We start from the raw sequence: 21,458 nt of genomic DNA on the forward strand, positions 1-21,458 counted from the left end.
TCCACCGCAGGCCCGGCCCGCCGGGGGTCCGCCGCGCCGGCTCAGGAGCAGTACCTGGTGAAGGCGGCGTCGGCGCCCGCGATCCAGCCCCGCCAGTAGTCGGCGGACCGGTCCGGGGTCTTGTCCTGGACGGGCGGCACGCAGGTCGCGGCCGCCGCCGTACCGGCCTGGTAGCCCGCCGCGTAGCCCCGCTGGTAGTCCGGCGGGGCGGTGGTCCCGAGCGTGGAGGGCAGCGGCGCCGTGGGGCTGGGCAGCAGCGTCGGACTGGGCACCTGCCCGGTGGGGGACGGGGAGGGCCGGGGCGAGGGAGCGGTGGTCGGGGCCTTGGACGCCGCGACCTGGCAGTTCACGAAGACGAAGTCCTGCTTCTCGTTGACGGCGAGGACGGTGTAGTCGGCGTTCTTCTGGAAGCGCTGCACGCGGAAGTTGCCGTTGGCGTCGACGTTCAGGCGCTCGGTGGACTCGCCGTCGTTGAGGTCGCGGGGTGCCGAGAAGCCCTCGCCGGTGATGACGACGGAGTTCCCGTCCGCGGACGGCGTCACCGTGCAGCTGGCGGCGGGCGGCGCCGCGGCGGCGGCCGGTACGAGGACGGCCGGCCCGCCGAGGGCGGCGGACGACGCCAGGAGACCGCGGACCAGGGCGTGCCGAGTGCGTCGGTGCATGGGGGTGCTCCCATCGGAGGGACGGGCCGCGGCCGCCGCGCCGGGGCGGCGGCCTGGGGAGTCCTGAACGCGCCCGCCCTGTTCATGCTCGCCCCCCGGTCCCGGGGTGTCGACCCGGCCCGGCCCCCTGGCCCGGCTTGCGCGCGGCCGCGCCGGGGGCGGACCAGGGGGCGCCGTCAGGAGGAGAGCACCGACCGCAGCTGGTCCAGCCCCCAGTCCAGGTCCTCCTTGCCGATCACCAGCGGCGGCGCGATCCGGATCGTCGCCCCGTGGGTGTCCTTCACCAGCACCCCCAGCTCCATCAGCTTCTCGGACACCTCGCGGCCCGTCCCGTGCGCCGGGTCGATGTCCACGCCCGCCCACAGCCCGCGTCCGCGTACGGCGGTCACCGCACCCCCGCCGGCCAGCAGGTTCAGCTCCCGGTGCAGGTGGTCGCCGAGTTCGGCGGCCCGCTGCTGGTACTCGCCGGTGCGCAGCATCGCGATCACCTCCAGCGCGACGGCGCAGGCGAGCGGGTTCCCGCCGAAGGTGGACCCGTGCTCGCCCGGCCGGAACACCCCGAGCACGTCCCGGTCGGCGACCACGGCGGACACGGGCACGACCCCGCCGCCGAGCGCCTTGCCCAGGACGTAGACGTCCGGCACGACCCCCTCGTGCTCGCACGCGAAGGTCCGGCCGGTGCGGCCCAGCCCGGACTGGATCTCGTCCGCCATGAACAGGACGTTCCGGCGGCGCGTCAGCTCCCGTACGCCCGCCAGGTATCCGGCGGGCGGGACGAGGACGCCCGCCTCGCCCTGCACCGGTTCCAGCAGCACGGCCACGGTGTTGGCGGTGACCGCGGCGTCGAGGGCGGTCAGGTCCCCGTACGGGACGATCTCGAAGCCGGGCGTGTAGGGGCCGTAGTGGTCGCGGGCCTCGTGGTCGGTGGAGAAGGACACGATGGTCGTCGTCCGGCCGTGGAAGTTGTTCGCGGCGACGACGATCTTCGCCTGGCCGTCCGGAACGCCCTTGACCTCGTACCCCCATTTGCGGGCCGTCTTCACCGCCGTCTCCACGGCCTCCGCACCCGTGTTCATGGGCAGCACCATCTCCTTGCCGCACAGCGCGGCGAGTTCGGTGCAGAAGTCCGCGAAGCGGTCGTGGTGGAAGGCGCGCGAGGTGAGCGTCACCCGCTCCAGCTGGGCCCGGGCGGCGTCGAGCAGCCGGCGGTTGCAGTGGCCGAAGTTGAGCGCCGAGTACCCGGCGAGCATGTCGAGGTACCGGCGGCCCTCCACGTCGGTCATCCACGCGCCCTCCGCCGAGGCGACGACGATCGGCAGGGGGTGGTAGTTGTGCGCGCTGTGTTCGTCGGCGGAACGGATGGCATCAGCAGTTCTCGACACGGGGTCTCCGATCGTCCGTCTGGCTGGTGGCGCGGGTGACGTGGGTGACGTCATTTGTATCGTCGCTCGGATCGTGGAACCGGAAACCTGCGCGGTGCCGCGCCCGCTAAGGTGTTCGGTACGCACGGCGACTGGCGTACGGAGAACCAACTCCGGGGGAGTCGTGCGCGTACGACCGCACACAGGGCCGCTCGCCTGGGCCTCGCGGGGACGAACCGACATCGACCCCGGAGGAGCCGCGATGACCGCGCACCGCCAGCCCGCCCTGTACGCCACCGACCCCGAGCTCGCCGCGCTCGTCACCGCCGAGGAGACCCTCCAGGCGGAGACCCTGCGGCTGATCCCCAGCGAGAACTACGTCTCCGCGGCGGTCCTGGAGGCCTCCGGCACGGTCCTGCAGAACAAGTACAGCGAGGGCTACCCGGGCCGCCGCTACTACGAGGGCCAGCAGAACATCGACCGCGTCGAGGCCCTCGCCGTCGAGCGGGCCAAGGGCCTGTTCGGGGTGGACCACGCCAACGTCCAGCCGTACTCCGGCTCCCCGGCGAACCTGGCCGTCTACCTGGCCTTCGCGAAGCCCGGCGACACGGTGATGGGCATGGCCCTGCCGATGGGCGGCCACCTGACGCACGGCTGGGGCGTCTCGGCGACGGGTTCCTGGTTCCGCGGCGTCCAGTACGGCGTGCGGCCCGACACCGGGCTGATCGACTACGACGCGGTCCGGGAGCTGGCCCTGGCGGAGCGCCCGAAGATCATCTTCTGTGGCGGGACGGCCCTTCCCCGGACCATCGACTTCTCGGCGTTCGCCTCGATCGCCGAGGAGGCCGGCTCGGTCCTGGTCGCGGACGTGGCCCACATCGCCGGCCTGATCGCGGGCGGCGCCCACCCCTCCCCGGCGGGGCACGTGGACGTCATCTCCACCACCACCCACAAGACCCTGCGCGGGCCGCGCGGCGCGATGCTCATGTGCAAGGAGGAGCACGCGAAGGCCATCGACAAGGCGGTCTTCCCCGGCCTCCAGGGCGGCCCGCACAACCAGACCACGGCGGGCATCGCGGTGGCCCTCCACGAGGCCGCGCAGCCGTCCTTCGTCTCGTACGCGCACGCGGTCGTGGCCAACGCGAAGGCGCTGGCCGCGGCGCTTCTGGAGCGGGGCTTCGACCTCGTCTCGGGCGGTACGGACAACCACCTGATCCTGATGGACCTCACCTCGCGGGGCGTCCCGGGCAAGATCGCGGCGAAGGCCCTGGACCGGGCGGGGATCGTGGTGAACTACAACACGGTGCCGTTCGACCCGCGCAAGCCGTTCGACCCGTCGGGCATCCGCATCGGCACGCCGTCGCTGACGTCGCGGGGCCTGACCGCCGCCCACATGCCGGTGGTGGCGGAGTGGATCTCCCGCGCGGTGGACGCCGCGGCGAAGGCCGACGAGCCGGCGCTGGCCGCGATCCGCTCCGAGGTCGCGGCCCTCATGTCCGCCTTCCCGGCCCCCGGCCTGCCCGCCTGACGCACCGCTCGCGCGGCTCGGCGCCGGGGACCCCGCCCCGCGCGGCGGCACCCCCGGCGCACCCGGCCGCCCTCGCCCACCGGCCCGCCCGGCGGCCGGCGGGCGGGGCCGGATCCGGCCGGCGGAGTCCGTCGCGCGGCGCGGGAAGGAGGGGTGCCGGGGCCGGGCCGGGCAGGTGGAAGAATGGGGGGCATGGCTTCTGATCGTCCTCGCGCGCTCTCCGGCATCCAGCCCACCTCCGGCTCGTTCCACCTCGGGAACTACCTCGGAGCGATCCGCCAGTACGTCGCCCTCCAGGAGACGCACGACGCCTTCTACATGGTCGTCGACCTGCACGCGATCACCATGCCGCAGGATCCGAAGGACCTCCGCGCGAACACCCGGCTGTCCGCCGCGCAGCTCCTCGCCGCCGGCCTCGACCCCGAGCGCTGCACGCTCTTCGTCCAGAGCCACGTCCCCGAGCACGCGCAGCTCGGCTGGGTCATGAACTGCATCACCGGGTTCGGCGAGGCCAGCCGGATGACCCAGTTCAAGGACAAGTCCGCCAAGGGCGGGGTCAACAGCGCCAGCGTCGGCCTGTTCACGTACCCGATCCTCCAGGTCGCCGACATCCTGCTCTACCAGGCGAACGCCGTCCCGGTCGGCGAGGACCAGCGCCAGCACATCGAGCTGACCCGCGACCTCGCCGAGCGCTTCAACCAGCGTTTCGGCCGGACCTTCACCCTCCCCGCCGCGCACATCGTCAAGGAGGTCGCGAAGATCTACGACCTCCAGGACCCGGCGATCAAGATGTCGAAGTCGGCGTCGTCCCCGAAGGGCCTGATCAACCTCCTCGACGAGGCCAAGGTCACCGAGAAGAAGATCAAGAGCGCGGTGACCGACACCGAGGCCGAGATCCGCTTCGACGTCGAGAACAAGCCGGGCGTCAGCAACCTGCTCACGATCTACTCCACCCTCACGGGCGAGTCGGTCTCCGCCCTGGAGGCCCGGTACGAGGGCAAGGGCTACGGCGCGCTGAAGACCGACCTGGCCGGCGTCATGGTCGATTTCGTCACACCCTTCAAGCAGCGCACCCAGGAGTACCTGGACGACCCGGAGACCCTGGACTCCTTGCTGGCAAAGGGCGCGGAGAAGGCCCGGGCGGTCGCCGCGGAGACCCTGGCGCAGGCCTACGACCGCCTCGGCTTCCTGCCCGCCAAGCACTGACGTTCCGAGGCCCCTGGCGGCCGAGGGGGTGCTGCCGCCACACTGAGGCGGCAGCACCCCGTACACACACCAAGGAGACACACGTGGGGACCGTAACGCTCGGCGTTTCGATCGCGGTCCCGGAGCCGTACGGCCGCCAGCTCCAGGAGCTGCGCGCCGGCTTCGGGGACGCCGCCGCGCACGGCATCCCCACGCACGTGACCCTCGTACCGCCCACCGAGGTGGAGGCGGAGCGGCTGCCCGCGGTCCGCGCCCACCTCGCGGAGGTCGCCGAGGCCTTCCGGGCCTTCCCGATGCGCCTGGAGGGGACGGGAACCTTCCGCCCCCTCTCGCCGGTCGTCTTCGTCCGGCTCGCCGAGGGCACCCCGGGCTGCACCCGCCTCCAGGGACAGGTCCGCGACCCCGAGGGGCCGCTCGCCCGCGAGCTGGCCTTCCCGTACCACCCGCACGTCACCGTCGCCCACGGGATCTCCGAGGAGGCGATGGACCGGGCGTTCGCCGAGCTCGCCGACTACTCCGCCGCCTGGCTGTGCGAGGGCTTCGCCCTCTACGAGCAGGGCTCGGACGGGGTCTGGCGCAAGCTGCGCGAGTACCCCTTCGGCACCGGCGCCGCCGGCGTCCCCGCACAGCCCGCTCCGGTGGGCGACACGGCCATACCGCGCTCCTGACGCAGGAGCCGCAGGGCACGCCGCGAGTGGAACCAAAAACTCCGCAACAGCAGCGCATGGAACGGGTGAGCCGGGGGACGATCCGTAGGGCGAAAAGTCACAATCGACGACCGTAGTGCCCGAAAGCGGCAATCCCCGCTATTTCCAGCAGCTCATTTACGGTGGCCCCATGGACTGGCTGACGAAGCTCCCGGTGATCGGCCCGGCGGTCTCCGCCGGCATGCGGACCCACGCCTGGCATTCGTACGAGCGCCTCGACCGCGTGCACTGGTCCCGGCTCGCCGCCGCCATCACCTTCATCAGCTTCCTCGCGCTCTTCCCGCTGATCACCGTCGCCGCCGCCGTCGGCGCCGCGCTGCTCAGCCAGGAGCAGCTGGACAAGCTCCAGCAAGGACTCGCCGAGCAGGTCCCCGGCATCTCCGACCAGCTCGACATCGAGGCACTCGTCGCCAACGCCGGCACCGTCGGCCTCGTCGCCGGAGCCGTCCTCCTCTTCACCGGAATCGGCTGGATCGGCTCCATGCGCGACTGCCTGCGCGCCGTGTGGGAGAAGGACGACGAGGACGAGGGCAACCCCGTCCTGCGCAAGGGCAAGGACGCCCTCGTCCTCCTCGGCCTCGGCGGCGCGGCCCTCGCCTCGGCCGCCGCGTCGGTCATCGGGGCCAGCGCGGTCGGCAAGTCCGCCGAGTTCCTGCACATCCCGCGCGAGGGCGCCGGCGGAGCGCTGCTGCGCGGCGCGGCCTTCGCCGTCGGCGTACTGGCGGCCTTCCTGCTGCTGCTCTACCTGCTGACCCTGCTGCCCGGCGTCGAGCCGCCGCGCGGCCGCCTGATCCAGGCGGCCCTGATCGGCGCGGCGGGCTTCGAACTGCTGAAACTGCTGCTCAGCGGCTACATGCGGGAGGTCGCGGCCAAAAGCATGTACGGGGCCTTCGGCGTGCCGATCGCCCTCCTGCTGTGGATCAACTTCACGGCGAAACTGCTGCTCTTCTGCGCGTCCTGGACGGCCACCCGGAAGGACGAGGGGGCCGATGACGCCGAGGACGCGGAGCAGGGCCGGGAGCGGGACTAGGGCCTGTCGTCGAACTGCCGTCGTCGCCCGGAGGGCGGCCCCGCGGCGTCTGGTGCGTGCTCTCGGCGTGCCGGGCGGCAGCCCTCGTACTGGACGTACTCGGGCTTCCGCCCGGTGCGGCGAGAGCGCGTGCCAGGCGTCGCGGGGCAGACGGAAGTTTGACGACAGGCCCTAGGGGGTGTCCGGGCCGTCCGGGCTGCCGGCGCTGCCTCCCGGGCCCCGGCGGCCGCGCGGCCAGCGGCGGTTCACCACGAAGGCGCCGCCCGCCAGGACGGCCAGCGCCCCGCCCGCGATCCCGAACGCCGTGCCGAGCCCGCTGCTGCCGGAGGCGCCGCCCGCCGCCCGGGCGCCCTTCTCGTGGGACTGGGCGGGGGAGCCGTGCGGGGAGGCGTCCGCGCTCTTCGGCGGCACCAGCTCGCCGACCGGCTTGACCTTCCCGACCGCCGCGAACCCCCAGTCGAAGAGCTCGGCGGTCTCCTCGTAGACCGAGTTCACCCCGCCGTCGTCCGGGTTCATCACCGTCACCAGCAGCTTCTTGTCACCGCGCTGGGCGGCGCCGGTGAAGGTCGAGCCGGCCATGGTGGTGTTGCCGTTCTTCACCCCGGCGATGCCCTTGTAGGGGGTGATGCCGCCCGCGCCCGTCATCAGCCGGTTCGTGTTCTGGATCTCGAAGTAGTCGCGGGGCCTGCCGGCCTCCTGCCTGCCGGGGAACTTGGCCTCGGCCGTCCCGCAGTACTCCCGGAAGTCCTGCTTCTGCAGGCCGGAGCGGGCGATGAGGGTGAGGTCGTACGCGCTGGACACCTGCTCGGGGGCGTCGTAGCCGTCCGGGGACACCACGTGGGTGTCCAGGGCCTGGAGTTCCTCGGCGTGCGCCTGCATGTCCTGGACGGTCTTGTCGATACCGCCGTTCATCGCCGAGAGCACGTGCACGGCGTCGTTCCCGGAACGCAGGAACACGCCGAGCCACAGGTCGTGGACGGAGTAGTCGTGGTCCTCCTTGACGCCGACCAGGCTGCTGCCCGGGCCGACGCCGTCCATGTCCTCGTCGGTGACGTGGTGGACCTGGTCCTTGGGGAGGGTGGGCAGCACGGTGTCGGCGAAGAGCATCTTCATGGTGGAGGCCGGGGGAAGCCGCCAGTGGGCGTTGTGCGCCGCGAGGACCTCGCCGGTCTCGGCGTCCGCCACGATCCAGGACCGGCCGCTGAGGTTGGCGGGCAGGGCGGGCGCGCCGGGCAGCGGGTTGACCTGGGTGCCGGGCTGCCCGAGGCGGGCGCCGCCGACGGTGGACATCGAGGGGGGCGGTGCGGGGGCGGCGTTCGGTGCCTTCGGGGGCTGCCCCTTCCCGTCGGCCGGCGGGGGCGGCGCCGGCGCGGCGTGTACGGGCGCGCTCGCGGATGCCATGAGCACCGCTGGAACCAGCAGTGCGGCGGAAAGGACCGTCAGCGCGGTCTTCTTGGCAGACACGCAGGTGAACGTACATCCCGATGGACTGACCGGCGTCCAGGACCGGCCAACCGGGCCCAACCACCCCCGGTACGGCCCACCCCGGCGCGTCCGTCCTGGGGACGAATCCGATACTGGGGGCATGAAACTCAGCCGCACCGCGTCCTGGTTCCTCGCAGCGTTCGGAGCCTGGTCCTGGGTGATCTGGTCCACGTTCGTAAAGAACCTCTTCAATGACGCCAGCGGTCTGGCTTTCGACGACGGTCAGCCCACGGCCTACTTCTGGGTACACCTTCTCCTGGCGGTGACGTCATTTCTCCTGGGGACGGCCGTTGGTGTGATCGGGGTCCGCGGTCTCCGGGCGCTGCGGCGGGAGTCGTGATGACCGTGGTGGTGGCGATCGTGGCGGTGGTCGCGGTACTGGCGCTGCTGGGGCTGGTCCACCGGTGGCTGTGGGTGCGGCTGGTCCGCGACACGACGCGCGCGGGCGGGCCGGCCCGCAAGGCGGGCACGGCCCTGGCGTTCGCGCTGCCCCTGCTGGCGCTGGCCGCGCTGACGGCGGGGCGGGCGGGTGCGCCGTTCTGGCTGGAGCGGCTGGTGGCGTGGCCGGGGTACATGTGGCTGGCGGTGCTGCTCTACCTGACGCTGGCGATGGCGGTGGCGGAACCGATCCGCCGCCTGTGGCTCCGCCGGCTCCCGGTGGCCCCGCCTCCGCAGTCGCCGGAGGGGCTTGATCCGGCCGGGGCGGCCGGGGCGGAGCCCCGGTTGCGGGAAGGGGCGGGTGGGGCGACAGCCCCGCAGGGCCCCGCCCCCGCCGGCCCGCCGGCCGCCACCCCCGCCGGCCCGCCGGCCGCCACCCCCGCGCCGGTCGCGGCCGGGCAGGCCGAGGCCACCGCGCCCGGGGCTGCCGTCGCGGTCGACACCGCCGGCGCCCTCGCGGCCGCGGGTGGCGCGCCCGGGGCTGCCGCGGAGGCTGCGGAGGCCGGCACCGCCGGCGCCCCCGTGCCCGGCGCCCCCGTGCCCGGCGCCCCCGTGCCCGGCGCCCCCGTGCCCGGCGCCCCCGCGGAGGCCGCGGTCCCCGAAGCCGGGGCCGCCTCACCCGGCGCGGCCGGGCGGGCCGGGGCGCCGCAGCCCGACGCCGCCGAGGCCCCGCAGCCGGGCACGGCCGACGCCGCCGGCGCCGGCGGGGTCAGCCGGAGGGTGTTCGTGGCGCGGGTGCTGGGCGGGGCCGCCGTGGCCGCCGCCGGCGGGGTCGTCGCGAACGGGACCTACGGAGTGCTCCGCGGGCCCCGCGTGAAGCGGGTGAAGGTGCCGCTCGCCCGGCTGCCGCGCGCCGCGCACGGGTTCCGGATCGCCGTCGTCAGCGACGTCCACCTCGGCCCGGTGCTGGGCCGCGCCCACGCCCGCCGCATCGTCGACACCGTCAACGGCACGCAGCCCGACCTCATCGCCATCGTCGGCGACCTCGTGGACGGCGACGTCCACGACCTCGGCCCCGCCGCCGAACCGCTCCGCGAACTCCGCGCGCGCCACGGAGCCTTCTTCGTCACCGGCAACCACGAGTACTTCTCCGGCGCCGAGCAGTGGGTCGACCACGTCCGCGAACTCGGCCTCACCCCGCTGGAGAACGCCCGCCGCGAACTGCCCCACTTCGACCTCGCCGGGGTCAACGACGTCCAGGGGGAGAAGGAGGGCAAGGGCCCCGACTTCCAGGCGGCCCTCGGGGACCGCGACCGCGCCCGTGCCTCCGTGCTCCTCGCCCACCAGCCGATCGTGATCGACGAGGCCGTCCGCCACGGCGTGGACCTCCAGCTCTCCGGACACACCCACGGCGGCCAGCTGTGGCCCGGCGAGTACCTGGCCGAGCTGGCGAACCCGACCGTCGCGGGCCTGGAGCGCTACGGGGACACCCAGCTGTACGTGTCCCGGGGCGCGGGCGCCTGGGGTCCGCCGGTCCGGGTCGGGGCGCCCTCCGACATCACCGTCGTCGAACTCGCCTCGTACCAGGCCTGACCCGCGTCGCTCCGGACGGCGTGCGTCCGCGCGTGCCCGCACGGGCGTGCGCGGGCGTACGCGGGCCCCGAACTCAGCCGGCCGCGGGCGGCACGAGGGCGTCGCCGTGCGCCAGCAGCAGCGTGCGCAGGGATCCGCCCAGGGCCTCGCACGTGTCGCGGTCCAGCGGCTCCAGCAGGGTCGCGTAGCGCCGCAGGTGCTCCTCGATCAGGGTGTCGATCAGGGTGCGGCCCCCGTCGGTCAGCCGGATGCGCACCGACCGGCGGTCGGCCCCGTCGCGGACCCGCTCGACCAGGCCCTTGGCCTCCAGCCGGTCGATCCGGTTGGTGATCGCGCCCGAGGTCACCATGGAGACCGGGACCAGCGCGCCCGCGGTCAGCGCGTACGGCGGCCCTGACCGGCGCAGGGTGGCCAGTACGTCGAACTCGCCGACCTCCAGGCCGTGTTCGGCCGTGAAGGTCTTGAGGTACTTGTCGATGATCCGGGTCATGCGCTGGATCCGGGCCAGCACCTCGACGGGCCACAGCGCCTCCGCGAGGTCCGGGCGCTCCTTCTCCCACTGGCCGACGATGACGGCCGCCAGGTCCTGGTCGTTTCCGTGCTTCTCCATGCCCGAAGAATACCTCAGCGTTAAGACACTTGACGTTGAGGTAGTCCGTCTGTTTTTATTTCAACGTTGAGATTGTCAAGGTTGAGGCACGAGGGGGAGTGGGCACCATGACGGTTACCACCGGCACCACCACCAGCAGCAGCACCACCCGGAAGGCCGCCGCCCCGGCGGCCGCCGCGCGGGGGCCCGTCCCGGTCCTCTGGCTCGCCCTGCTCGCGACCCCCATCGCCGCCGGGGCCAACGCGCCCGTGCTGATCCTCCCGGACATGGCCGCCTCCCTCGGCGTCGGCAACGGCACCGCCGCCTGGCTGCTCACCGCCTTCGGCTGGGCCATGGCCGTCGGCACCCCGCTGCTCGCCGGACTCCTGCGCCGCCGGGGCCTCGCCGCGGTGCTCCGCCTGGCCACCGTCCTCGTCCTGGCCGGCACCCTGCTGGTCGCCGCCTCCCCCTGGCTGCCGCTCACCCTCGTCGGCCGCTGCGCCCAGGCCGCCGGCGGCGCCGGGCTGGTCGCGGCGGCGATGAGCCTCGCGGGCACCGCCCGCCGGATGGGCGTCATCAGCGCCGGCTTCGGCATGCTCGGCGCCTCCGGGCCGCTGCTCGGCCGGACCCTCGCCGACGGCGCCTCCTGGCGCGTCGCCCTCGCCGTCCAGGCCGTCTCCCTGCTGGCCGTACCCGTGGTCATCCGGCGCGCTGGCACGAGCACCCCGCCCCCCTCCGGCCGCTTCGACGGCCGCGGCGCCGCCCTGCTGACCCTGCTCGCCACCGCCCTGGTCCTGCTGCCGACCGCACCGCTCGCCGCCCTCGGCGGGGCCCTCGTGGCCGCCGTGCTGCTCACCCTGCACGTCCGCCGCCGCCCCGACGGGTTCGTGCCCACAGCCCTGCTGCGCCGGCCCGTGTTCGTGGTCTCGGCCCTGCTCGCGCTGGTCCTGTCGACCTCCTACTTCACCCTGCTCTTCTCGGTCCCCCGGCTGCTCGCCGACCGAGCCGGATGGGACGCCGCCTCCGCCGGTGCCGGACAGCTGGTCGCGCTGCTCACCGGCTCCGCGCTGTCCTGGCTGCTCGCCGCCGCCTCGGCCCGCATGAGCCGCACGGCCGTCCGTACGGTCCTGGTCGCGACCGGCGCGGCCGCCGCCCTCACCGGCGTCCTCGCCGCCTCGGGCCCGCTGCTGCTGGCGGCCACCGCGGCGGGGGTGTTCACCGCCACCGCCGCCAACGCGGTCCTGTCGACCCACGCGGTGTCCGTGGCCCCCGACGAGGCCCACCGGCCCAGCGCCATCGGCCTGTTCACCCTCTGCTACCAGCTCGGCGGAGCCTTCGGCCCTGCCGTGGCGGCCCTCCTGGTCCTGGGCCGCTGACCCGCGGGCGACGACCCGCCCGGACCCTCACTCCTCCCCGGGGTGGGGGTCCGACGCGCGCTTCCCGGCGCGCGAGGCCGCCGTCTGGGCCATGCCCGGCAGGAAGTCCGCGAACAGCTCGTGCACCTCGCGCACCAGCGGCCGCAGTACCCGGAACCGGGCCAGCACGATGCCCCGCGTGGTCAGCTGCGCGCCGCGCTCGGCGAGCCGCCGGGTCTTCTCGCTGCCGGGCGAGCGGTCGAAGACCCAATACAGGACCAGGCCCATCTGCGAGAGCCACATCAACTCCGGCAGCACGTCCGCCAGTTCGGCCGGGACCTTGGTCTTCGCCCCGGCCAGCACCTCGCGGTGGATGTCGATGGCGGCCTGACGCGCCGGTTCCGACTCCGGCGAGAACGGGCTGAGCGGACTCTCCGGGTCCGCCGCGTTCTTGAAGAACTGCGAGGCGAACTCGTGGTACGGATCCGCGATGTCCATCCAGCTCGTCAGCACGCCGGCGAGCCGCTTCTGGAGGTCCGTCTCCTGGTCCAGGATGGGCCGGACCGCCTTCTGGTGGGCGGCGCCGATCCGGTCGTAGAAGCCCTGGACCAGGTGTTCCTTCGACTCGAAGTAGTAGTACGCATTGCCGACCGAGACCCCCGCCTCCTTGGCGATGCCCCGCATGGTCGTCTTGTCGAACCCGCGCTCCTGGAAGAGCCGGAGGGCGGTTTCGAGGATGAGCGTGCGGGTCTGCTCGCTCTTGGGCGCCTTCTGATCTGTCACGGTGTCCGACCTTATCGGGGCACGGAGCAGTGCTCGTCACAGGCCGGTTCCCCGGCCTCCGCTTCGGAATTGGTACGGACCGCGTGCCGGACGGCGGCGGCCGCGTGCATCGCCGCCGCGGCGAACGGCCGGCCCGCCGGGGTGGCGAGTCCGACGGCCTTCGCGCGGTGCTCCGCCAGCGCCCACAGGCACACGATGAAGGCGTCCGTCCCGCGCCACACCTGCCCCCCGTCCCCGACGACGGTGATCTCGCGGAGGGTCTCGGCGTGCGCCAGCCCGGGGAACAGCCGCCACGCCTCGGCGGAGGCGGCCGGCACCATCCGCAGCGGGACCAGTTGCCGCTGCCGGACGAGCCAGTCGCGGATGCGGGTGCACACGGGGCAGTCGGCGTCGTACAGGACGGTCAGGTGCCGGACTCCGGCCCGCGCGGTCCCCGCCACGGCTCAGGCACCGGCCGGAGCGGTCCACCCCTGCGGGGCGACCGGCGGTACCGGCGGCAGCTGCTGGGCCTGCCGCTCGGCGATCCCCCGGCGGCGCATCCGGCTCAGCACCCAGACGTTGCCGAGGTGCATGACCCCGAGGACCAGCAGGACGACGCCGAGCTTGACCGACAGCTCCTCGAAGAGCCCGCGGGCTTCGAGGATCGTCCCGCCCGAGCGCAGGTAGAGGGTCACGAAGCCGATGTTCACGAGGTAGAAGCCGACCACGAGGAGGTGGTTGACGGCATCGGCGAGCTTCTCGTTCCCCTGGAGGACGTCCGCGATGAAGACGCGGCCGTTGCGGCTGAGCGTGCGGGCCACCCAGACGGTCAGGCCGATGCTGATGAGCAGGTAGATGACGTACGCGACCACGGTGAGGTCCATTGCCCTCAGCCCCCTTGAACGTGTTCAACTTCTTGGCAAGGCTGACTGTAGACCTGTTTTTGAACAGGTTCAAGCCTTTGTTCAGCAGGGCGGCCGGAAGCCCTCCGGCGTCGCCGGCGGACGGTCCGCCGCCACGAGCGCGGCCTCGGGCCGGGGCATCGGGGAGCCGTCGGACAGCAGGAACGGACCCGGCTCCAGGACGGTCCCGACGTCCGCCCCGAGCCGGGCCGTGTTCGCGGCCGTCACCCGGTTCAGCGGCGCCGGCGTCAGCGTCTGCTTCTCCCGGACGTACGCGATGAAGCTCTCGTAGTCCCGCTGGTGGCGGTACGGGGCCCGGAAACCCCGGAGCGCGCCGTAACCGTCGTACGCCAGGAAGGTGTACGAGGGGGCCGCCAGCCGGTAGGCGCGGGCGAGGTCCAGCGGCACCCCGTCGATGAAGACGTCCGCCGGGCGGACGCGGTCACCGACCCGGCCCCGGGCGTCGAAGGTGTAGCGGACGTTCGCGGACACGGCCAGCGGCGCGAAGAGCAGCTCGCCGCTGGCCGCCGTCGTCCACTGCTGCTCCAGGGCGTCGTGGATCTGCTGCCCCGTCACGGTCGCGCTGACGACCGGGTCGCCGAAGCCGACGGCCCGCCAGGCGCGGCCGAAGGTGACGGCGCCGCCCGAGGCCGCGTCCCTGACCAGATCGCCCGCGATGACCGCCTGGCCCACCCGGGGAGCGGCGGCGACCAGCGCGAGCTGGGCCGGCACGTTGGGGTGGACGTTGGCGTCGTTCTCCGGGTCGGCCGGCCGGCGGCCCGCCCACAGCGCCCAGTCGGCGGCCAGGTCGCCCATCGTGGACTCCCCGGCGGTGTTGCGCGTACGCAGGAACGAGCCGGTCTGCCTGCCGATCCGGGCGGCGTCGCGCGCGGCGGCCTGGCCGGCCCAGTAGTCGACGACCTCCTTGAGGGCCGGATCGGGGGCCACGTCGCGGGTGTTGGGATGGTTGACGGACACCGTCAGCTCGCGGACCACCTTGCCCGTCGCCGGGTCGAGGCGCAGGCTGATCTCGTTGATGAGCTGGCCGTGGCAGCCCGCCTCGACGAAGGGGCGGGGGACGCCGTTCGGGTCGGGGACCATCATGTTGAACCGGGTGTGCCAGTGGCCGGTGACGATGGCGTCGATGTCGGGGGAGACCCGCAGCGCCAGGTCGAGGGCCGGGCCGGAGGGGTCGGAGCCGCTGTTGAAGTCGGCGCCGGCCACCGCCCCGTCGTGGACGCTGAGCACGATGGCGCCCACGCCCTGGGACTTGAGCAGGGCCGCGTACCGGTCGGCGGTGGCGATCTCGTCGAGGGTGGCGAGCCCGGGCTGGTAGGAGCCGGGCATCACCTCGGTGCCGAGGGCGGTGAGGTGGATGAACCCGATCCGCAGCTCCTGCCCGCCGGCGGAGCGGACCGTCTCGACGTTGTACGCGGGCAGGACCGTGCTCCCGTCGGCACCCCAGACGACGTTGGCGCTGTGGTAGCGGAAGTCGGAGCCGTGGAAGCGGGCCCCGGAGGAGTCGGTGAACGTGGCGTCGCGGCCCACGACGGGGAACGGCACGCCCTGCTCCATGTGCCGGCGCAGCATGGCGGGGGACTTGTCGAACTCGTGGTTCCCGGCGGTCGCGAAGTCCAGCCCCATGCGGTTGAGGGCCTCGACGGTCGGCTCGTCGGCGAACGCGGCGGCGTCGAACTCCCAGCCGGCGAAGGCGTCCCCGGGGGTGAAGAAGAGCGAATTGGCCCGGCCGGCCCGCAGCCGGGCGAGATGGGCGGCCATGTACGCGACGCCGCCGACGGTGTACGTCCGGCCGCCGTTGCCGCCGATGACGGCGTTGCCCCCGGGTGCGGCCTGGAGGTAGCCGTGCAGATCGGTGATGTCGAGGAGCTGGACGTCCACGTATTCGGCGGCGGTGGCGGCGTCCCGCGCGTGCTCCGTGGCGTGGGCGGGGATCCCGGTGGCGAAGGTGGCGGCGACGGTCCCCAGGGAGGTGAGGAACGTCCGGCGCCCGAGGTGGGCCGAACTCCGGTCAGCGCATGCGGTCTTGGCGGGCCTCGTCACATCCGCCCATGCTCCCGCGCCGCCCGGCCCGTGTCGACGCGCCGGGCCGCGATCCGGCCGGCGGCGTTCCCCGGGCCCGTCGAGCGGCGTGGCGGCGGCGCCGCGGGCCCGGGGTCAGAAGGCCGCGCCGGCGATCTTGAAGATGTGCTCCCGCTCCGTCAGGCCCTCGGTCTTGTCCTTCGGGCGGCGGTTCGTCGGGTTGAGGGAGTACACCAGCACCCGGCTGCGGTCCTCGTTGACGAAGACGCCGCTGGTGTAGCCGTAGGACGAGCCGGTCTTGCCCCACACCCAGGTGTTCTCGCCGAGCCGCACGTGCTGGAGGCCGCCCCGGCTGTAGGAGAGGTTGCCCTCGAAGCCGGGGACCGCCTCGGTCAGCAGCTTCTGCTGCGCGGGCGGCAGCAGCCGGCCCTGCATCAGGGCGGTGAAGAACCGCTCCAGCTCGGGGGCGTTGGAGATCATCCCGCCCTCCGCCCAGGCCCAGGGGCTCTGCCGGGAGTTGTCCACGAGCTCGCCGGTACCGGTCCCGGAGGCGTCCCACAGGGCCCGGGTGTGCGGGGCCGGGAGCGAATGGTCGCCGGCGGCGGGCACGTACGTGTGGCGCAGCCCCAGCGGGCGGGCGATGCGGCGCTGCACTTCCTCCGCGTACGTACGGCCGGTCACCTTCTCGACGGCCATGCCGAGCAGGAAGTGGTTCAGGCCGTTGTACTGCTGCGCGGCCCCCGGTACGGGCTTGGGCGCGCCCTCCTCGGCGGCGGCCCGCAGCGCGTCGGCGATCGCCGAGGCCGGGGTGGTGCCGTCGGTGGGGGCCACGGGGTGGGGCATGCCGCTGGTGTGGCTCAGCAGCTGCCCGATGGTGATCGGCGCCCAGTCGGCGGGAAGGGTGCCCGGCAGGATTTCCTGCACGGGGGTGTCCAGGCCGAGGCGGCCCTCCGCGACCAGCTGGAGCGTCACCGTGGAGGTGAACACCTTGGTGACGCTGCCGATCCGGAAGCTCGCGTCGGCCGACGGGACGGTGGACCCCGCCGTACCGTTCCAGCGTCCGTCCCTGCCGCTCACCCGGGCCAGCGCCCCGCTGACGGCCACGTCCGGGAGCCCGGCCAGGGAGTCCTGGAGGGCGGCGCGGTCCAGCGGGCGGTGCGTGTGGACCGTACCGGTGACCGGGGCGGCGGAGGGGCGTTCGGAGGCGGAGGCCACGGCGGGCAGGGTGCCGGCGCCGATGGCGGCCAGAGCCACGCCGGCGGCCAGCATGGTCGCCCAACGGGCCTTGCGCGGAGCGGAGTTCGCGGGGTTCGTCATGGCTGTAAGCCTGCCGTGAGCAAGATCCCCGGACCATCGGGGCCACCCCTGACCCGACCCTGACCCACCCCCGAAGACGCGTGGGGCCCCGCACCCGGAGGATGTCCGGGTGCGGGGCCTCGACGCTCACCGGCCCCGTACGGGACCGGCGGACGGAGTCCGTCGCAGCGCCCCGGAGCGCGACGGGCCCGCCGGGGCCGCGCGCTGTGAGGGACGCGTCGGAAGGATCAGAAGCGGCGCGTGATCAGCGCGCGCTTGACTTCCTGGATCGCCTTCGTGACCTCGATGCCGCGCGGGCACGCGTCGGTGCAGTTGAAGGTGGTGCGGCAGCGCCACACGCCGTCCTTGTCGTTCAGGATCTCCAGCCGCTGCTCGCCGGCCTCGTCGCGCGAGTCGAAGATGAAGCGGTGCGCGTTGACGATCGCCGCCGGGCCGAAGTACTGGCCGTCGTTCCAGAACACCGGGCACGAGGACGTGCACGCGGCGCACAGGATGCACTTGGTGGTGTCGTCGAAGCGCTCGCGGTCCTCGGCGGACTGCAGGCGCTCGCGCGTCGGCTCGTTGCCCTTGGTGACCAGGAACGGCATGACGTCGCGGTAGGCCTGGAAGAAGGGCTCCATGTCGACCACGAGGTCCTTCATCACCGTGAGGCCCTTGATGGCCTCGACGGTGATCGGCTTCTCCGGGTTGATGTCCTTGATCAGCGTCTTGCAGGCGAGCCTGTTCTTGCCGTTGATCCGCATCGCGTCGGAGCCGCAGATGCCGTGCGCGCACGAGCGGCGGAAGGTCAGCGTGCCGTCGAGGTCCCACTTGATCTTGTGGAGACCGTCGAGCACGCGCTCCTTCGGGTCGATCTCGATCTGGAAGTCCTGCCACTCCGCCTCGGCCGAGACCTCGGGGTTGAAGCGGCGGATCCGGAAGGTGACCGTGATGTTGTGCGAGGCCGCGGCCTCGGCCTCGACCTTGTCCAGGGTGGGGGTGGCCATCAGTACTTACGCTCCATCGGCTGGTAGCGGGTGACGACGACGGGCTTGTAGTCCAGGCGGACGGAGTCCTGGCCGTCGGCGCCGACCTCGCGGTACGCCATGGTGTGGCGCATGAAGTTGACGTCGTCGCGGTTCGGGTAGTCCTCGCGGTAGTGACCGCCGCGGGACTCCTTGCGCGCCAGCGCGGACACGGCCATGACCTCGGCCAGGTCGAGCAGGTTGCCCAGCTCGATGGCCTCCAGCAGGTCCGTGTTGAAGCGCTTGCCCTTGTCCTGGACGGACACGTTCTTGTAGCGCGCGCGCAGCTCGGCGATCTTCTCGACCGCGGTCTTGATGGTCTGCTCCGTGCGGAACACCATCACGTTCGCGTCCATCGTCTCCTGGAGCTCCAGGCGCAGGTCGGCGACCCGCTCCTTGCCCGTGGAGTTGCGCAGGTGCTCGACCAGGTCGGCGACCTGCTGTGCCGGGTTCTCCGGCAGCTCGACGTAGTCGTTCTCGGCCGCGTACTTGGCCGCCGCGATGCCGGAGCGCTTGCCGAAGACGTTGATGTCCAGCAGCGAGTTGGTGCCCAGGCGGTTGGCGCCGTGCACCGACACGCACGCGACCTCGCCGGCCGCGTACAGGCCGGGGACGACGGTGGTGTTGTCCGCCAGGACCTCACCCTCGACGTTGGTCGGGATGCCGCCCATGGCGTAGTGCGCGGTGGGCTGGATCGGGATCGGGTCCGTGTAGGGCTCGATGCCGAGGTAGGTGCGCGCGAACTCCGTGATGTCCGGGAGCTTCGCGTCGAGCTGCTCCGGCGGGAGGTGCGTCAGGTCCAGGTACACGTGGTCGCCGGCGGGGCCGCAGCCGCGGCCCTCGCGGATCTCCGTGTAGATGGAGCGCGAGACGACGTCACGGGACGCGAGGTCCTTCATGACCGGCGCGTACTTCTCCATGAAGCGCTCGCCGTCCTTGTTGCGGAGGATGCCGCCCTCACCGCGGGCGCCCTCCGTCAGCAGGATGCCCATGCGCCAGATGCCCGTCGGGTGGAACTGGAAGAACTCCATGTCCTCCAGCGGCAGGCCGCGGCGGTAGCAGGCCGCCTGGCCGTCACCCGTGAGGGTGTGCGCGTTGGAGGTCACCTTGAAGAACTTGCCGGTGCCGCCGGAGGCGTAGATGACGGCCTTGGCCTGGAACACGTGGATCTCGCCGGTGGCGAGCTCGTACGCGACCACACCGGCCGACTTCTTGACGCCGTCCTCCTCGACCAGGAGCTGGTCCAGGACGTAGAACTCGTTGAAGAACTCCACGCCCTCCTTGACGCAGTTCTGGTACAGCGTCTGGAGGATCATGTGGCCCGTGCGGTCCGCGGCGTAGCAGGACCGGCGGACCGGCGCCTCGCCGTGGTTGCGGGAGTGGCCGCCGAAGCGGCGCTGGTCGATGGTGCCGTCCGGGGTGCGGTTGAACGGCAGGCCCATCTTCTCCAGGTCGAGGACCGCGTCGATGGCCTCCTTCGCCAGGATCTCGGCGGCGTCCTGGTCGACCAGGTAGTCACCGCCCTTGACCGTGTCGAAGGTGTGCCACTCCCAGTTGTCGTCCTCCACGTTGGCCAGCGCGGCGGCCATGCCGCCCTGCGCGGCGCCCGTGTGGGAGCGGGTGGGGTACAGCTTCGTCAGCACGGCGGTGCGGCTGCGCTTCGTCGCCTCGATGGCGGCGCGCATGCCCGCGCCACCGGCGCCGACGATGACGGTGTCGTACTTGTGGATCTTCATTTGATTCGCCTCAGCCCCGTTGCCTAGCGGATGTTCGGGTCGAAGGTGAAGATCACCAGCGTGCCCAGAAGGATGGTGAACACCGTGGCGGTGTAGAGCAGGCCCTTCAGCCACAGCCGCGTGTTGGCGCGCTCCGCGTAGTCGTTGATGACGGTACGCAGGCCGTTGGCGCCGTGCAGCATGGCCAGCCACAGCATCAGCAGGTCCCAGACCTGCCAGAACGGGGACGCCCAGCGGCCGGCCACGAAGGCGAAGCCGATCTTGGAGACGCCGCCGTCCAGCACCAGCTGGATCAGCAGGTGGCCGATGACGAGGACGACCAGCACGATGCCCGAGAGGCGCATGAAGAGCCACGCGGCCATCTCGAAGTTGCCGCGGGTCGAGCGAGGGGTCTTGCCCGTGCGCTTGCGCGGGGCCTCGATGTAGGGCGCCGGGTTGTCGGTGTCGTAGAGGGAAACGCCCTCCACGTCGCCGATCGCCTTGGCGGAAGAAGTGTCAGAAGACATACGTGTCACTTCCCGAACAGTTCGAGGTAGGCGTGGCCGAGCACGGGGTACAGGGCCCCGCCCATCAGCAGGACCCAGATGCCCACGACCCACCAGAGCATCGTCTTCTGGTGGCGGGGGCCCTTGGACCAGAAGTCCACGGCGATGACACGGAGACCGTTGAGCGCGTGGAACAGGATGGCGGCGACGAGGCCGTACTCCAGCAGCGCGACGATCGGAGTCTTGTAGGTAGCCACGACATCGTCGTACGCCTCGGGGGAGACGCGGACGAGAGCGGTGTCGAGGACGTGTACGAACAGGAAGAAGAAGATGAGGACGCCGGTGACTCGATGAGCCACCCAGGACCACATTCCTTCCCGGCCGCGGTACAACGTTCCAGCCGGCACGGAAAACCCTCCGGAAGCGGGGCGGGGGCCAGCCGGCTTCTTTGTCGGTCGGGCCCGGCCGGGTACGGTCCACCGGCCCCGGACATCGTAGCGACGCTTCGTCGGTTCCCTCGCCCGGGGTCCGCCGGTGTGATCAAACAGGCACGGACGGGCTATCCCACAGGAGCAAATAGCCCGAAACCGGCCGCGGACAGACCGTCGTCGGGGTCGGGCCGGTGGACTCCGGCGAGTCCGTCCAGCAGCCGGACCATCCGGGAGCGGGTCACCAGGCGCAGTTCCTCGGCGGCGATCGAGCGCTCCTCGTCGATCTCGTGAGCCATCCTGCGGCGGATCGCGGCCAGCAGCTGGTCCACCTGTTCCTCCGGCGGGTGGCCGTCCAGGCAGATCACGAAGGCGTGCCCGAAGGTCCGCTCGTACTCCGCCCGCGCCGCGTCGAGGGCGAGCAGGGCGGCGTACGGGGCGCCCTGGCCGAGCTCCGCCGAGGACTCCCGGGCCAGCGCCTCGGAGAGGTCGCCCTGGGAGAGGTCGTACGCGGCTTCGTCGCCCGCGGCCAGCAGGGCGGCGGTGTCCGGGTAGGGGCGGTGGGCGGCCACCCGGTGGGCCCAGCGCCCGCTGCCGCAGCAGCGCAGCAGGACGGCGCGGGCGGTCTCGTGCGGCAGGGAGTTGAAGCGCGCCAGTCCGGCGCCGGGGGCGGAGGCCGGACCGCGGACCTGTGCCGGAAGGTGGCTGGACAGCGGAGTTCTCCTCGGGGAGCGGCGCGGGTGCACCGCAACGCTAGCGATCTCGGAGGGGCCGCGCCCGGCCCGAACGGGTATTTCACCCGGAAGTGAGCCGAAAGGATGAGGGCGGGGAGGTTTGACCCGTCTGGAAAGGGGAGGGCGACCGAGGCCGCCACCCCCCACAGGAGAGGC

Annotated in this window: 21 protein-coding genes and 1 riboswitch; of the genes, 7 read left to right on the forward strand and 14 right to left on the reverse strand. The window is 72.7% G+C overall.

Translation table 11 applies throughout. The features are described 5' to 3' along the window. Positions 1 to 41: 41 nt before the first annotated feature. Positions 42 to 662, reverse strand: coding sequence for a hypothetical protein (locus AC069X_RS00810; protein WP_478723677.1), 621 nt, complete (start codon positions 660 to 662; stop codon positions 42 to 44). A gap of 176 nt (positions 663 to 838) precedes the next feature. Beyond that, entirely contained in the window at positions 839 to 2,044 is a 1,206-nt protein-coding gene (gene rocD, locus AC069X_RS00815; RefSeq protein ID WP_478723679.1) for an ornithine--oxo-acid transaminase, read from the reverse strand. Positions 2,045 to 2,161: 117 nt separating this feature from the next. Then, a riboswitch (ZMP/ZTP riboswitch) is annotated at positions 2,162 to 2,252 on the forward strand. A 33-nt stretch (positions 2,253 to 2,285) separates the two neighbouring features. Here rocD and AC069X_RS00820 point away from each other — a divergent pair. From AC069X_RS00820 to AC069X_RS00835, 4 genes are all read left to right on the forward strand, one after another. Continuing rightward, positions 2,286 to 3,551, forward strand: coding sequence for a serine hydroxymethyltransferase (locus tag AC069X_RS00820; RefSeq protein ID WP_478723681.1), 1,266 nt, complete (start codon positions 2,286 to 2,288; stop codon positions 3,549 to 3,551). Between the two features lie 192 nt (positions 3,552 to 3,743). Further along, positions 3,744 to 4,757 (forward strand): tryptophan--tRNA ligase, encoded by a 1,014-nt coding sequence (trpS, locus tag AC069X_RS00825; protein WP_478723683.1) that lies wholly within the window; start codon positions 3,744 to 3,746, stop codon positions 4,755 to 4,757. An 83-nt stretch (positions 4,758 to 4,840) separates the two neighbouring features. Next, entirely contained in the window at positions 4,841 to 5,425 is a 585-nt protein-coding gene (locus AC069X_RS00830) for a 2'-5' RNA ligase family protein (RefSeq protein ID WP_478723685.1), read from the forward strand. Between the two features lie 169 nt (positions 5,426 to 5,594). Further along, positions 5,595 to 6,494 (forward strand): YihY/virulence factor BrkB family protein, encoded by a 900-nt coding sequence (locus AC069X_RS00835; protein ID WP_478723687.1) that lies wholly within the window; start codon positions 5,595 to 5,597, stop codon positions 6,492 to 6,494. A gap of 171 nt (positions 6,495 to 6,665) precedes the next feature. Here AC069X_RS00835 and AC069X_RS00840 read toward each other — a convergent pair whose 3' ends face one another. Continuing rightward, positions 6,666 to 7,958 carry a D-alanyl-D-alanine carboxypeptidase family protein gene (locus AC069X_RS00840; RefSeq protein WP_478723689.1) on the reverse strand — a complete coding sequence of 431 codons (1,293 nt, stop codon included), beginning with the start codon at positions 7,956 to 7,958 and terminating at the stop codon, positions 6,666 to 6,668. Between the two features lie 121 nt (positions 7,959 to 8,079). Between AC069X_RS00840 and AC069X_RS00845 the strand changes: the two genes are divergently transcribed. Both AC069X_RS00845 and AC069X_RS00850 read left to right on the forward strand, forming a co-directional pair. Further along, positions 8,080 to 8,319, forward strand: coding sequence for an SCO4848 family membrane protein (locus tag AC069X_RS00845; protein ID WP_478723691.1), 240 nt, complete (start codon positions 8,080 to 8,082; stop codon positions 8,317 to 8,319). Continuing rightward, positions 8,319 to 9,950: a metallophosphoesterase gene (locus AC069X_RS00850; RefSeq protein WP_478723692.1), complete on the forward strand. Its 1,632-nt coding sequence runs from the start codon at positions 8,319 to 8,321 to the stop codon at positions 9,948 to 9,950. The genes AC069X_RS00845 and AC069X_RS00850 overlap by 1 nt, the downstream gene beginning before the upstream one ends. A gap of 73 nt (positions 9,951 to 10,023) precedes the next feature. Here the strand turns inward: AC069X_RS00850 and AC069X_RS00855 are convergent, their stop codons facing one another. After that, positions 10,024 to 10,560: a MarR family winged helix-turn-helix transcriptional regulator gene (locus AC069X_RS00855; protein ID WP_478723694.1), complete on the reverse strand. Its 537-nt coding sequence runs from the start codon at positions 10,558 to 10,560 to the stop codon at positions 10,024 to 10,026. A 107-nt stretch (positions 10,561 to 10,667) separates the two neighbouring features. On the opposite strand from AC069X_RS00855, the gene AC069X_RS00860 reads away from it, so the two are divergent. After that, a complete protein-coding gene (locus tag AC069X_RS00860; RefSeq protein WP_478723696.1) occupies positions 10,668 to 11,915 on the forward strand; it encodes an MFS transporter in 1,248 nt (415 codons plus the stop codon). A gap of 27 nt (positions 11,916 to 11,942) precedes the next feature. Here AC069X_RS00860 and AC069X_RS00865 read toward each other — a convergent pair whose 3' ends face one another. From AC069X_RS00865 to AC069X_RS00910, 10 genes are all read right to left on the reverse strand, one after another. Further along, positions 11,943 to 12,677 (reverse strand): TetR family transcriptional regulator, encoded by a 735-nt coding sequence (locus tag AC069X_RS00865; protein WP_478723698.1) that lies wholly within the window; start codon positions 12,675 to 12,677, stop codon positions 11,943 to 11,945. 11 nt (positions 12,678 to 12,688) lie between these two features. After that, positions 12,689 to 13,117 (reverse strand): thiol-disulfide oxidoreductase DCC family protein, encoded by a 429-nt coding sequence (locus tag AC069X_RS00870; RefSeq protein WP_478723700.1) that lies wholly within the window; start codon positions 13,115 to 13,117, stop codon positions 12,689 to 12,691. 3 nt (positions 13,118 to 13,120) lie between these two features. Further along, entirely contained in the window at positions 13,121 to 13,540 is a 420-nt protein-coding gene (locus tag AC069X_RS00875) for a hypothetical protein (protein ID WP_478723702.1), read from the reverse strand. Between the two features lie 81 nt (positions 13,541 to 13,621). Further along, positions 13,622 to 15,619 carry a bifunctional metallophosphatase/5'-nucleotidase gene (locus AC069X_RS00880; protein WP_478723704.1) on the reverse strand — a complete coding sequence of 666 codons (1,998 nt, stop codon included), beginning with the start codon at positions 15,617 to 15,619 and terminating at the stop codon, positions 13,622 to 13,624. Between the two features lie 114 nt (positions 15,620 to 15,733). Next, complete coding sequence (locus tag AC069X_RS00885; RefSeq protein ID WP_478723705.1) at positions 15,734 to 16,915, reverse strand: serine hydrolase domain-containing protein; 1,182 nt, start codon at positions 16,913 to 16,915, stop codon at positions 15,734 to 15,736. Positions 16,916 to 17,142: 227 nt separating this feature from the next. Continuing rightward, the gene (locus AC069X_RS00890) at positions 17,143 to 17,901 is read right to left on the reverse strand and encodes a succinate dehydrogenase iron-sulfur subunit (protein WP_125818876.1); all 759 of its coding nucleotides are present in this window, start codon (positions 17,899 to 17,901) and stop codon (positions 17,143 to 17,145) included. Then, complete coding sequence (sdhA, locus tag AC069X_RS00895) at positions 17,901 to 19,655, reverse strand: succinate dehydrogenase flavoprotein subunit (protein WP_285345623.1); 1,755 nt, start codon at positions 19,653 to 19,655, stop codon at positions 17,901 to 17,903. Before sdhA ends, AC069X_RS00890 begins: the two co-directional genes overlap by 1 nt. Positions 19,656 to 19,678: 23 nt before the next feature. Continuing rightward, positions 19,679 to 20,161: a succinate dehydrogenase hydrophobic membrane anchor subunit gene (locus tag AC069X_RS00900; protein WP_267033120.1), complete on the reverse strand. Its 483-nt coding sequence runs from the start codon at positions 20,159 to 20,161 to the stop codon at positions 19,679 to 19,681. A 5-nt stretch (positions 20,162 to 20,166) separates the two neighbouring features. Then, positions 20,167 to 20,547: a succinate dehydrogenase, cytochrome b556 subunit gene (gene sdhC, locus AC069X_RS00905; protein WP_125818878.1), complete on the reverse strand. Its 381-nt coding sequence runs from the start codon at positions 20,545 to 20,547 to the stop codon at positions 20,167 to 20,169. Between the two features lie 152 nt (positions 20,548 to 20,699). Then, the gene (locus AC069X_RS00910; RefSeq protein ID WP_478723708.1) at positions 20,700 to 21,314 is read right to left on the reverse strand and encodes a 2-oxo-4-hydroxy-4-carboxy-5-ureidoimidazoline decarboxylase; all 615 of its coding nucleotides are present in this window, start codon (positions 21,312 to 21,314) and stop codon (positions 20,700 to 20,702) included. Positions 21,315 to 21,458: the final 144 nt, after the last annotated feature.

This window comes from Streptomyces sp. NPDC043896 (genome assembly GCF_056435605.1).

What these genes read in the sequence shown, in the direction of transcription:
- AC069X_RS00810 (WP_478723677.1), bottom strand. Translation starts at nt 662, where the DNA reads ATGCACCGACGCACTCGGCACGCCCTGGTCCGCGGTCTCCTGGCGTCG.
- AC069X_RS00820 (WP_478723681.1), top strand. Translation starts at nt 2,286, where the DNA reads ATGACCGCGCACCGCCAGCCCGCCCTGTACGCCACCGACCCCGAGCTC.
- trpS (WP_478723683.1), top strand. Translation starts at nt 3,744, where the DNA reads ATGGCTTCTGATCGTCCTCGCGCGCTCTCCGGCATCCAGCCCACCTCC.
- AC069X_RS00835 (WP_478723687.1), top strand. Translation starts at nt 5,595, where the DNA reads ATGGACTGGCTGACGAAGCTCCCGGTGATCGGCCCGGCGGTCTCCGCC.
- AC069X_RS00845 (WP_478723691.1), top strand. Translation starts at nt 8,080, where the DNA reads ATGAAACTCAGCCGCACCGCGTCCTGGTTCCTCGCAGCGTTCGGAGCC.
- AC069X_RS00850 (WP_478723692.1), top strand. Translation starts at nt 8,319, where the DNA reads ATGACCGTGGTGGTGGCGATCGTGGCGGTGGTCGCGGTACTGGCGCTG.
- AC069X_RS00855 (WP_478723694.1), bottom strand. Translation starts at nt 10,560, where the DNA reads ATGGAGAAGCACGGAAACGACCAGGACCTGGCGGCCGTCATCGTCGGC.
- AC069X_RS00860 (WP_478723696.1), top strand. Translation starts at nt 10,668, where the DNA reads ATGACGGTTACCACCGGCACCACCACCAGCAGCAGCACCACCCGGAAG.
- AC069X_RS00875 (WP_478723702.1), bottom strand. Translation starts at nt 13,540, where the DNA reads ATGGACCTCACCGTGGTCGCGTACGTCATCTACCTGCTCATCAGCATC.
- AC069X_RS00885 (WP_478723705.1), bottom strand. Translation starts at nt 16,915, where the DNA reads ATGACGAACCCCGCGAACTCCGCTCCGCGCAAGGCCCGTTGGGCGACC.
- AC069X_RS00890 (WP_125818876.1), bottom strand. Translation starts at nt 17,901, where the DNA reads ATGGCCACCCCCACCCTGGACAAGGTCGAGGCCGAGGCCGCGGCCTCG.
- sdhA (WP_285345623.1), bottom strand. Translation starts at nt 19,655, where the DNA reads ATGAAGATCCACAAGTACGACACCGTCATCGTCGGCGCCGGTGGCGCG.
- AC069X_RS00900 (WP_267033120.1), bottom strand. Translation starts at nt 20,161, where the DNA reads ATGTCTTCTGACACTTCTTCCGCCAAGGCGATCGGCGACGTGGAGGGC.